General features: G+C 66.1%; 8 protein-coding genes and 2 pseudogenes. 5 read left to right on the top strand and 5 right to left on the bottom strand.

The genetic code is table 11. The features are described from left to right. A pseudogene (locus OGL93_RS22010) lies at positions 1-247 on the bottom strand (energy transducer TonB); the annotation flags it as partial. Positions 248-1151: 904 nt separating this feature from the next. Further along, positions 1152-2174 (bottom strand): LacI family DNA-binding transcriptional regulator, encoded by a 1023-nt coding sequence (locus tag OGL93_RS22005; protein WP_263265144.1) that lies wholly within the window; start codon positions 2172-2174, stop codon positions 1152-1154. A 232-nt stretch (positions 2175-2406) separates the two neighbouring features. Between OGL93_RS22005 and OGL93_RS22000 the strand changes: the two genes are divergently transcribed. Genes OGL93_RS22000 through OGL93_RS21985 form a run of 4 tightly spaced genes read left to right on the top strand, consistent with a single transcriptional unit; the run spans position 2407 to position 7889 of the window. After that, positions 2407-4560: a TonB-dependent receptor gene (locus OGL93_RS22000; protein ID WP_346659668.1), complete on the top strand. Its 2154-nt coding sequence runs from the start codon at positions 2407-2409 to the stop codon at positions 4558-4560. Between the two features lie 3 nt (positions 4561-4563). Further along, positions 4564-5895 carry an LLM class flavin-dependent oxidoreductase gene (locus OGL93_RS21995; protein ID WP_263265142.1) on the top strand — a complete coding sequence of 444 codons (1332 nt, stop codon included), beginning with the start codon at positions 4564-4566 and terminating at the stop codon, positions 5893-5895. 15 nt (positions 5896-5910) lie between these two features. Continuing rightward, the gene (mgrA, locus tag OGL93_RS21990) at positions 5911-6948 is read left to right on the top strand and encodes an L-glyceraldehyde 3-phosphate reductase (RefSeq protein WP_263265141.1); all 1038 of its coding nucleotides are present in this window, start codon (positions 5911-5913) and stop codon (positions 6946-6948) included. Continuing rightward, positions 6945-7889: an aliphatic sulfonate ABC transporter substrate-binding protein gene (locus OGL93_RS21985; RefSeq protein WP_276583631.1), complete on the top strand. Its 945-nt coding sequence runs from the start codon at positions 6945-6947 to the stop codon at positions 7887-7889. The genes mgrA and OGL93_RS21985 overlap by 4 nt, the downstream gene beginning before the upstream one ends. 130 nt (positions 7890-8019) lie before the next feature. Here OGL93_RS21985 and OGL93_RS21980 read toward each other — a convergent pair whose 3' ends face one another. Both OGL93_RS21980 and OGL93_RS21975 read right to left on the bottom strand, forming a co-directional pair. Continuing rightward, positions 8020-8214, bottom strand: a complete 195-nt coding sequence (locus tag OGL93_RS21980) for a hypothetical protein (RefSeq protein ID WP_263265146.1) — start codon at positions 8212-8214, stop codon at positions 8020-8022. A 200-nt stretch (positions 8215-8414) separates the two neighbouring features. Then, on the bottom strand, positions 8415-9314 hold the full coding sequence (locus tag OGL93_RS21975) for a LysR family transcriptional regulator (protein ID WP_263265140.1): 900 nt from the start codon (positions 9312-9314) through the stop codon (positions 8415-8417). A 103-nt stretch (positions 9315-9417) separates the two neighbouring features. Between OGL93_RS21975 and OGL93_RS21970 the strand changes: the two genes are divergently transcribed. Continuing rightward, on the top strand, positions 9418-10839 hold the full coding sequence (locus OGL93_RS21970; RefSeq protein WP_263265139.1) for an aldehyde dehydrogenase family protein: 1422 nt from the start codon (positions 9418-9420) through the stop codon (positions 10837-10839). A gap of 67 nt (positions 10840-10906) precedes the next feature. On the opposite strand, the pseudogene OGL93_RS21965 reads toward OGL93_RS21970, so the two are convergent. Further along, a pseudogene (locus OGL93_RS21965) lies at positions 10907-11254 on the bottom strand (poly(beta-D-mannuronate) C5 epimerase); the annotation flags it as partial.

Raw genomic sequence — 11254 nt, 5'->3', positions numbered from 1 at the left:
GTGGCACCACCGGTAACACGGGCGTTGGCGTTTGCAGCGCCCAATACAGCACCCCGCCGTGCAGCGCGGCCGCCAGGCCGGCGAGCAACCAGGCCTCACGACGGCTGGTGGGCGAGCGCGGCACGGCATGTAGCGCCGAGTGTGCCAATGCGGCCGGCGCCACACGGCTCCCGCCCTGAACAGGTAGGGTGGCCTCGGGCAAGGGAAGAACCGGCGCGGCGCGGGCGGCTGAATGAACGTTCGCCATAGGAAGGCTCCTTGATCGTCATAAGCCCTGCGCTCGGCCACTTCACAGTGGCGCAGAGGCATCAGGCTTGCGGTGCGATCATGCCGGGGGCGGCTTTATCTCCTGAAGGAACGAGATAGGCTGTTTCCATAACTTTTAAGCATAAACGCTAAATGTAATTCCGGTTCCGGCCAATAAATTCGCGCCTGGCGGCCCTTCCCTTACGGCCGCCATGCCGTCCAGGCATGAAAAAAATACCTTGCGGGCATGAAAGGGGTCCGGTTCGCAGGCTAACGCCAGCTCCAACAGCGGGAGCACCTTGTGGGACCGGGCACCAGCCCGGGAAACTTTGGCCCTGTAGCACGGTGGTTCGCAGGCTGACGCCAGCTCCAACAGCGTGAATACCCCGTGGGACCGGGCACCAGCCCGGGAAACTTTGGCCCTGTGGCACCGGTGGTTCGCAGGCTGGCGCCAGCTCCAACAGCGGGAGCACCCTGTGGGACCGGGCGCCAGCCCGGGAAAACCCTAGCCTTATGGCAGCCCCGGTTCGCAGGCTACGCCAGCTCCAACAGCGTGAGCACCTCGTGGGACCGGGCACCAGCCCGGGAAAACCCTGGCCTATGGCAGCCCCGGTTCGCAGGCTGGCGCCAGCTCCAACAGCGGGAGCATCCTGTGGGACCGGGCGCCAGCCCGGGAAAACCCTGGCCCTGTAGCAGCAGCGATTCGCAGGCTAACGCCAGCTCCAACAGCGTGAGCGCCCTGTGGGACCGGGCACCAGCCCGGGAAAACCTTGGCCTATGGCAGCCCCGGTTCGCAGGCTGGCGCCAGCTCCAACTGATTGAGCATCCTGTGGGACCGGGTACCAGCCCGGGAAACTTTGGCCCTGTGGCACGGGTGGTTCGCAGGCTACGCCAGCTCCAACAGCTCAGGTGCTCTCCCGCTGCACCAGCGTGCAATGCAGCGCGGCAGGCGGTGCAGGCCGGTCAGGCACGGCATTGAAGCTGGCAAGCAGGTAGGCGGCGGCTTGCTCGCCGATCTCCCGTGCGGGCGGGCGAAGGGTGCTAAGGCTGGGCATCAGCATTTGCGCGAAGGGGTAGTCGCCGAAGCCCAGCACCGCGCAATCGCCCGGTATTCGCACCCCCGCCCGCTGGGCGGCGAGCAGCCCCCCGGCGGCGAGGTTGTCGTTGGCGAAGAAAATCGCGTCTGGCCGGGTGGCCTGGGCCATCAAGGCCTCCAGCGCTTGCTTGCCCGCTTCGAACGGCGGTAGCGCGGCGTCGGGCTGGTACAGGATCGGCGCCAGCCCGTGCCGTGCCAGCGCCTGCACATAACCGTCACGCCGCTCCAGTGCGCTGTGGTCGCCGGTGGCACTGTTGGCGACAAAGGCAATGCGTCGATAGCCGCGGCCATGCAGGTGTTCCACCGCCATGCGGCCAACCTCGGTATGGTCGAAGCCCACTTGTATCGGTTGCCGCTGGGGCTGGTAGTCCCACACCTCCAGCACCGGCACCGAGGCGCTGGCGAGCATGCGTTCGGTTGCCGGGGTATGGAAGTGGCTGGTCACCACTAGCGCGGCCGGCGCCCAGCCGAGAAACGCCCGCACCGCGTTTTCTTCCTGCTGGGCGGAGAAATAACTCGAGGCCATCAGCACCTGATAGCCCTGGGCGCCAAGGGTGTCGTGAAACGCCTGGATGGTGCTGGCGAAGATCGGCCCGGAAATGTTCGGCACCACCAGCCCGACGATGCGGTTCTTGCTGGAGGCCAACCCCCCCGCGACCTGGTTGGGAACGTAGCCGGTGGCCGCTATTGCCGCGGCGATCCGCTCGCGATGAACCTCAGAGACCCGCGCGGGCTCGTTGAAATACCTCGAGACGGTCATCGCCGACACTTCAGCCAGGGCGGCCACGGTGGCCAGCGTGACCCTGCCAGCACCACGTCGCTGTCGAGACACGGTTCGCTCCTTAAAAGTTATAAGCAGATAAGCCTTAAGTATTGGACGCTCTAACCAAGCCGCTTCAGCATAGCGATGTTAGCGCTAACCAGCTACTCGCTCGAGCGAATGCCGCAGCTGCGCCTGGCCCCCACTTGAGCGATAGAGCATGCATTACATTCCCACAGCACCCTCGCGTCCGAGCCAGCTGGCTCAAGCCATCTGCGCCCTGCTGGCGTTCGGCACCCTGCCCCTGGCCAGTGTCGCCGCCGAGAGCACCACCGACTCCAGCGCGACCACGGCCACCGCCAAGCTGCAAGCGGTCACCGTTACCGCCACCCGCCGCGAGGCAACCTTGCAAACGGTCCCCGTGGCGGTCAGCGTGGTCGACGGCGAACAGCTGGAGCGCGACAACCGCAACGGCGTGGCCGCATTGGCGCAACAGGTGCCCACGCTTAATTTCCGCACCAACGCCTCCAACAAAGACACCGCCCTGTTCATTCGCGGCGTGGGCACCATTTCCACCTCCCCTGGGGTTGAGCCCACGGTGGCCACGGTGATCGACGGCGTGGTCTATGGCCGCCCCGGGCAAGCCACGCTGGACCTGCTCGACCTGGAGCGGGTGGAGGTGTTGCGCGGCCCCCAGGGCACGCTGTTCGGCAAGAACGCCTCGGCGGGCGTGCTGAACATCGTGACCAAGAACCCCGAGGAAGCTTTCCACGGCTATATCGACCAAGGCTGGTACACCGGCAACGAAAGCCGCACGCGCTTCGGCATCGGCGGCGCGCTCATCCCCGGTGTGCTCAAGGGCTCGCTCACCACGCTGGTGAGCAGCTACGACGGCAACGTCGATAACAACGCCAACGGCCAGGAAGTGAACGGCTACAACCACCGCGGCGCCCGCGGCAAGCTGCAGTTCACGCCGAACGAGGCGCTGACCGTGACCGTCGCGGCAGACTACATGACCGCCCACGACGACACCCCCAACGGCGTGATCAGCCAGGTGCTCACCCCAGCATTCGGCAACGCCCTGGCGCCGGTCAGCGCCAGCGGCCACAACCAGAACATCGTCAGCGACTACCGCAGCCACGTCGAAGACACCAACAAGGGCCTGTCCGCCCAGGTGGACTGGGCACTGGGCGACTACACCCTCACCTCCATCAGTGCCTGGCGCGGCTGGGACAACACCCAGTGGCAGGACGGTGACCGCCTGGCTACGGTCAGCGCTGCCTACCCCGGTATCGAGGACAAAGGCGAGCTGAGCTACGACCAATACAGCCAGGAGCTGCGCCTGGCTTCACCGAAAGGGCAGTTCGCCGAGTACGTGACGGGGCTGTACTACATGCACGCCAAGGACGACGAGACCTACCGGCGCACCCTGGTCACCACGACCACGCCCCAGCGGGGCGTCGCCGACTACGGCACGACCAGCGACAGCGTGGCGGCGTTTGGCGAAACCACCCTCAACTTCAGCCCGCGCCTGCGCGGGATCGCCGGGCTGCGCTTTACCCACGACTACCTGGCCTACGACCACCGCCGCGCCTCGACTTCAGCCACCGCGGTCAGCGGGATTCAACCCAGCACCGCCAGCAGCGGCTCAGTGGATGAAGACGGCTGGTCCGGGCGGCTGGGCCTGCAGTACGACCTCACGAACTCGGTGATGACCTACCTCACCTACTCCCGCGGCTATAAAGGCCCGGCGTATAACGTGTTCTTCAACATGCAGCCGCGCGACACCGACGCGCTCAAGCCAGAAACCTCCAACACCTGGGAGCTGGGCATCAAGGCCAGTGCCTGGGACGAGCGCCTGACCGCCAACGCCGCGCTGTTCCACAGCGCCTACGACAACTACCAGGCCAACTTTTACGACACCGTCGCCGGCCAGGTGGTGACCCGGCTGATCAATGCCGGCAGCGTGACCACCCAGGGCGCGGAGCTGGACCTGGCACTGCAAGCCACCCGCCAATTGAAGCTTTCCGCGGCGCTGGCCTATACCCACGCACGCATCGACACCTTTGCCTGCCCGGCTGGCGCAGCCGCTTCGTGCAACGTCGACGGCAAGCCGCTGCCGTTCAGCCCGGACTGGAAAAGCTACGCCCGCGCCGATTACAGCATTTCCCTGGACAACGGCCTGGATGTGGAACTCAGCAGCGACTACAGCTGGCAGAGCGAGGTGCAGTACGACATCAGCCAGAACCCGGACACCAAACAAGGCGCCTATGGCGTCTGGAACGCCAGCGTGGCCCTGGCCGACTACGCCAACGGCTGGCGCGTGGCTCTGCTGGGCAAGAACCTCGCGGACAGGTCCTACTCGCCGCTGCTGGCCAGCGGTAGCGGCTACATCTACCGCGCCGTGCCTCGGGACGACAGCCGTTATTTCGGCATTCAAGTACGCAAGGACTTCTGACCCATGGCGACCGCTAACCGGCAACTGAGCCTGGGCGCATTTCTCATGGCCACCGGGCACCACGTGGCAGCCTGGCGCCACCCCTCGGTACCGGCCGATGCCGGCCTGGATATCGCCCATTACCGCCACCTGGCCCGAGTGGCCGAGCAAGCCTGCCTGGACCTGCTGTTCGTGGCCGACAGCGTGGCCGCGCCCACCGGCGAGCTCGCCAGCCGCATGGCCCGCTCGGACCACTTCGAGCCACTCACGCTGCTGGCTGCCTTAAGCGGCGCCACCGAGCACATCGGCTTGGTCGCCACGGTGACCACCAGCTACAACGAGCCCTACCACGTGGCGCGTACGTTCGCCTCGCTCGATCACCTCTCCGGCGGCCGCGCTGGCTGGAACCTGGTGACCTCCGACGCGGCCGCCGAAGCGTACAACTTCGGCCGCGAGCAGCACCTGGGGCATGCCGAGCGCTACGCCCGCGCCGAGGAGTTCTACCAGGTGGTCACCGGCCTGTGGGACAGCTGGGCAGATGACGCCTTCAGCCGCGATAAACACAGCGGCCAGTACTACCGCCCCGAGGGCGCCCGGGTGCTTGGCCATGGCGGCGAGCACTTTCGTGTGCGCGGGCCGCTGAACGTGGCACGGCCGCCTCAGGGCTGGCCGGTGGTGGTGCAGGCTGGGGCGTCCGAAGCGGGCCGCGCGCTGGCGGCGCGTACAGCCGAGGTGGTGTTCACCGCCCAGCCAGACCTGCCCTCGGCGCAGCGCTTCTATGCCGACCTCAAGGGCCGGCTGGCTGCACATGGGCGCGAGGCCGCTGCGTTGAAGATCATGCCCGGCGCCTACGTGATCGTGGCGGCCAGTGAAGCCCAGGCCCAGGACACCCACGCGCAATTGCAGGCGCTGGTGCAGCCCGAAGTGGGCATTGCCCTGCTCGGCCGCATGCTGGGTAACTTCGACCTCTCTGGCTACCCGCCCGACGGCCCGCTGCCGGCATTGCCGCTGACCGACTCCGGCCAGCGCAGCCGGCAACAGCTGTTGACCCAGCTGGCCGGCGACGAGCGCCTGACCCTGGCGCAGCTGGGCCAGCGCATTGCCGGCGGGCGCGGGCACCTGAGCCTGATCGGCACCCCCAACCAAGTGGCGGACCAAATGCAAGCCTGGTTTGAACAAGACGCGGCCGATGGTTTCAATATCCTGCTGCCCCACCTGCCAGCGGGCCTGGAAGACATTGCCCGGCTGCTGGTGCCCGAACTACAACGGCGCGGGCTGTTCCGCCGTGCCTATACGGGGCGTACGCTGCGCGATCACCTGGGGCTGGAACGCCCGGCCAACCGCCACTTCGCCTGAGCATAAGGACCTGTAATGACCTACACCGCCAACACCGAACGCTACGAGCGCATCCCCTATCGCCGCGTGGGCCGCAGCGGGCTGGTGCTGCCCGCCCTGTCCCTGGGCCTGTGGCACAACTTCGGCGACAGCACGCCCATCGACCGCCAGCGCGCCTTGCTGCGCACCGCGTTCGACCTGGGCATCAACCATTTCGACCTGGCCAACAACTATGGCCCGCCCTACGGCAGTGCTGAAATCAACTTCGGCCGGCTGCTGCGCGAAGACTTCGCCACCTACCGCGACGAGCTGATCATCTCCACCAAGGCCGGCTGGGACATGTGGCCTGGCCCTTATGGCCAAGGCGGCGGCTCGCGCAAATACGTGCTGGCAAGCCTGGACCAGAGCCTGGCGCGGATGGGCCTGGACTACGTCGACATCTTCTATTCGCACCGCTTCGATCCCGACACCCCGCTGGAAGAAACCGCCAGCGCCCTGGCCACCGCGGTGCAGCAAGGCAAGGCCTTGTATGTGGGGATCAGCTCGTACTCAGGCAGCAAAACCCGCGAAATGGCCGCGCTACTGGCGCAGTGGAAGGTGCCGCTGTTGATTCACCAGCCGGCCTATAACCTGCTGAACCGCTGGATAGAAAAAGACCTGCTGGAGGCGACCGACGAGCTCGGCGCCGGGGTCATCGCCTTCACGCCCCTGGCTCAGGGCCTGTTGACCGACAAATACCTCAACGGCATCCCCGCCGATGCCCGGGTCAACCAGCCGGGCGGCCAATCGCTGCGTGCCGATCACCTGTCCGAGGACAACCTCGCCCACGTGCGTGCGCTTAACGACATCGCCAAGGCTCGCGGCCAGAGCCTGGCCCAGTTGGCCCTGGCCTGGACCCTGCGCGATCCACGGGTGACCAGCGCACTGATCGGCGCCAGCCGGCCGGAGCAGATCATCGAAAACGTCGCCGCGCTGGCCCGCTTGGACTTCACCGCCGAGGAGCTCGCGCAGATCGACCGTTTCGCCGTGGAAGGCAAGATCAACCTCTGGGAAAAGCCATCGACCGCCGAATGAAACTTAACCTGCTCATCCACTCGCTGCTGGCTCTTACGCTCAGCCTGGCCAGCGCTGACTCCCAGGCGACGGCAGAGGCCGCAGCGCCGCAAACGCTGCGGATCGGCTATCAGAAAGGCTCGATCGCCCTGGTGTTGGCCAAGGAGCATCACCTGCTCGAAGACCGCTTCAGCCACACCCAGGTGCAATGGCTGGAGTTCCCCGCCGGCCCACAGATGCTCGAAGCGCTCAACATCGGGAGCCTGGATGTTGCCTCCACCGGGGACATTCCACCGCTGTTCGCTCAAGCGGCCGGTGCTGACCTGCTGTATATAGGCGCGGAGCCGGCCAAGCCGGCGGCGGAAACCTTGCTGGTGCCCGAAGGCAGTTCGATCCACAGCGTGGCCGAGCTCAAGGGGCATAAAGTGGCGCTGCAAAAGGGCTCCAGCGCCCACAACCTGGTGTTGCGGGCGCTGGCCAAGGCTGGGCTGGCGTTCACCGACATCATCCCGGTGTACCTGAGCCCCGCCGATGCCCATGCCGCGTTCGAGCAAGGCAGCGTAGAGGCCTGGGCGATCTGGGACCCTTACGCATCCCTGGCCCTGGTCGAAGGCAAGGCGCGGCTGCTGGCCAATGGCGAAGGGCTTGGGCTCAACGGGCCGCTTTACACCGCCCGCCGCGAATTCGCCAAGGCAAACCCGGCTTTTGTCCAGGCGCTGCTGGACACCCTCAGCTCCGCCGAGGCACTCACCCGCAGTGAGCGCGAGCAGAGCCTGGAAATTCTCACCCGCAGCATGGGCCTGGACCACGAGGTGGTCGCTCGCTACATCGACAACCGTCCACCCTCGCCGGTGGGGCCGGTAACCGATGAGGTGCTGGCCACGCAGCAACGAACCGCAGACCTGTTCTACGCCGCGCACCTGTTGCCTAAGCCTTTGCAGGTACGGGAGGTGGCGCGGTAATGCTCGACGGCGTACAGCCGGGCGCGGCTGATGGCGCTCACCGGCGCAATGCAGCGCAGCCGCTTGCACACCCGGCGCAGGTAGAGCCTGGCGCCGACGCGGCGGTGGCGAGCGGAGTGTATCTAGCCGTTCAGGGCCGTACGCGCACCGCGATGCGGCCGCCTTTCATGCTCGGCGCCAACCGGCGCGGCAGGTCGGCCACGAGGAACTCGCGGGGGTGGCCCAGCACTTCGTTGAACGGCATGCCAAAGCCCACCACCGCCATGGTGCGCTCCTCCGGAGCCGGTTCATGGGTGTTCTGTTTGTTGATCGCTGCGGTCGTCATGCCCGGCCCTCTCTCCAGCTCAATAATTCGACGCTCATGAGAGGTATCGGCCGCTGCGCCGTAAAGCTTCAGGGCCGGTTGTCGGATGTGCGCGCAGGTGCGTAGGTCAGTCCTGGGCGTTGCTGGACGTTGCCGGGGCCCAGCCCGCCGGCCCCACAGGCGCAACTCCCGCAGCAGCGCGTTTTGACCTCGCCCAGGCGTTACAGCGCCAGGCCCAGCTCGCGGATCAGGTCGATAAGCGCCCGCAGCCGCGCCGGCACGAAGCGATGGCCTGAGTAATAAAGGCGCAGCCCGCCGAACGACGGGCACCATTGGGTCAGCACAGGCCTGAGCGTGCCGGCGTTCAATTCCTCGGAAATGAGCGATTCGGCGATAAAACCGATGCCCAACCCAAGCAGCACCGCTTGCTTGATTGCCGGTGCTTCATTGAGCGCCATACGCACGGGCAGCTCCAATCGCAGCTTCTGGCCATTTCGCTCCAGCTCCCAGTGATAGAGGCCGCCGTGCGCCATGCACATGCTGATGCTCTGATGCTTGAGCAGGTCGCGCGGGTGCTTGGGCGTACCGTGGCGCGCCAGGTACTCCGGCGTGGCCACCACGAGCATGCGCAGGTCTCGCGACAGAGGCACGGCGATCATGTCCTGGGGCACTGATTCGGCCAAGCGGATGCCCGCATCGAAACCCTGCGCAACGATGTCGATCAGGCGAGGCTCGCTCACGATGTCGAGGCGCACCCCGGGATAGCGTTGCGCGTACTGGCTGAACAAGGGGCCTAGCAGGAGGGTCGCCACACCCTGCGGCACATTGATGCGCAGCGTACCACTGGGCATGTCAGGGCCGGTGCTGGCTTGCTCGCCGGCGCTCTTTATTTCAGCGAGAGCGGGCGCGATGCGCTCCACGTAACGCTGCCCCGCGTCGGTCAGCCCCACGCTGCGTGTCGAGCGGTTGAACAAGCGCACCTTCAGCCGGGCCTCCAACCCTGCCACGGCATGGCTGACCGCAGTGGTAGACATGCCCAGTTCCAGCGCCGCCTGGCGAAAGCTGCTGCGGCGTGCGACCGCTAGAACCACCTCCAGCTCGGTCAATCCTGTGCGATGCATCGATTGTCCCTGTTTTCAGGATAGGCCATAACGATAGGCACAGCTTATCAGCATGACAAACCCTGCCTAGACTGCGCGGCGTAGCGACCCTGAGGGAACCCCCATGCAACGTATCGAGCACCTCTACATCAACGGCGAATTCGTGACGCCTCATGGCCAGGAATGGTTCGACCTCCACAACCCCAGCACTGAAGACGTCATCGGTCAGGTGCGCCTCGGCGACGCCCAGGACGCTCAACGTGCCATCGCCGCGGCCAAGGATGCATTTGCGGCCTGGTCCGGCACCACCCGTGAGGAGCGCATCGCCGCCCTCGGCCGCATGCGCACGGCCATGGCCGTGCGCGAGGACGCGCTGACGGACGCCATCGTCTTGGAATATGGCGCACCGCTCGAACGCGCACGCTGGATGGCCGCCTATCCAGCCCAAGCGATCGCGCTGGCTATCGACACACTGGAGGCTTTCGAATTCGAGGAGCAGGTGGGCAGCGCGCGGGTAATCCTGACGCCCGTTGGAGTCGCCGGCCTGATCACGCCTTGGAACAGTAATGCCGGCTTCATCTGCAGCAAGCTCGCCACTGCGCTGGCGTCGGGCTGCACCGCAGTCGTCAAGCCCAGTGAAATGAGCGCGTTGCAGACGCAGATCGTGGTCGAAGCCCTGCACGAAGCCGGGCTGCCACCCGGCGTGTTCAATCTCGTCAACGGCGCGGGCGCGGTGGTGGGTGAAGAAATAGCGCGCCATCCCCACGTCGCCAAGCTCTCGTTCACCGGCTCTAGCGCGGTAGGTCAACATTTGCTGAGCGCAGGTGCCGCCACCATGAAGCGCCTGACCCTGGAGCTAGGCGGCAAGTCGCCTACGGTGGTGCTGGACGACGCGGACTTCCCCGCCATCATGCCGTTGGTGCTCCAGGCCGGATTCCTCAACAGCGGCCAGGCCTGCATCGCCGGCACACGCATCCTGGTGCCGCGCCACCGGCTAGCCGAGTTCGAGCGGGCCGCCCAGGAAGCCGTCTCTCACATCAAGGCAGGCGATCCGCGGGATGCAGGCACAGCCATCGGGCCGATGGTGAGCGCCAGGCAATGGGCGCGCGTGCAGAACTACATCCGTATCGGCATAGAGGAAGGCGCGCGGCTGCTGGCAGGGGGCGAAGGCCGGCCCGAGGGCTTATCGGCTGGCTGGTTCGTGAAACCTACCCTCTTTACTAATGCCAGCAACCAGATGCGCATCGCGCGTGAAGAAATCTTCGGCCCCGTGCTGACCATCATCGCCTACGACGACGACGCCGATGCGATCGACATTGCCAACGATACGCGCTACGGCCTCAGCGCTTTGATCCTTGGCCAAGACCTGGAGCGCTGCGAGCGTATGGCACGCAAGCTCGACTCAGGCCGGGTGCTCATCAATACGCTGGCGCATGAGCCACGCGCGCCCTTTGGCGGCTTCAAGCACTCAGGGCTCGGGCGCGAAATGGGCAAGTGGGGCATGACTGCGTACCTGGAGCCCAAGACCCTAGTGGCCCAGCGCTGAGCATCGCTGCTCCTGGCTGGGCTCACTAGCGCGCCGGCAGGAGCTGGCGCAGCCTGCGAACGCGTGTTCAGCCGACGGGGTCGTGGCTCACCCCCAGCAGGTCTACCGGGGCGCCGTGGGTGGCGTCGGCGGCGAAAATGAAGTTGCCGGCATCGAGCATGCCTTTGAGGTCGCCCTCGATGCGCACCTCGAACCGCCGGCCCTGGCTGTCTTCGTCCAGGCTGCGCGCAATGGTGCGGTCTGGATTGCCCGTGCTGACCAACTGCAAGGTGCCGTGGTGGCCGTCGCCCAAGCCGGTGAACCCCAGCGCGGAGACGTCGAGGCGATCGTTGTATACCGAGAAATCAGTGAGGGTATCGGCGAACGCCTGGGCGCCCTGGCGATAGCTTTCCGCCAGGTTTTGGTAGCGATAGAT

Origin of the sequence: Pseudomonas sp. RIT-PI-S, assembly GCF_025642975.1 — a bacterium.
GTDB lineage: Bacteria > Pseudomonadota > Gammaproteobacteria > Pseudomonadales > Pseudomonadaceae > Aquipseudomonas.
The sequence above is the reverse complement of the archived record's forward strand: the minus strand, read 5'-3'. Positions and strand labels throughout refer to the sequence as shown.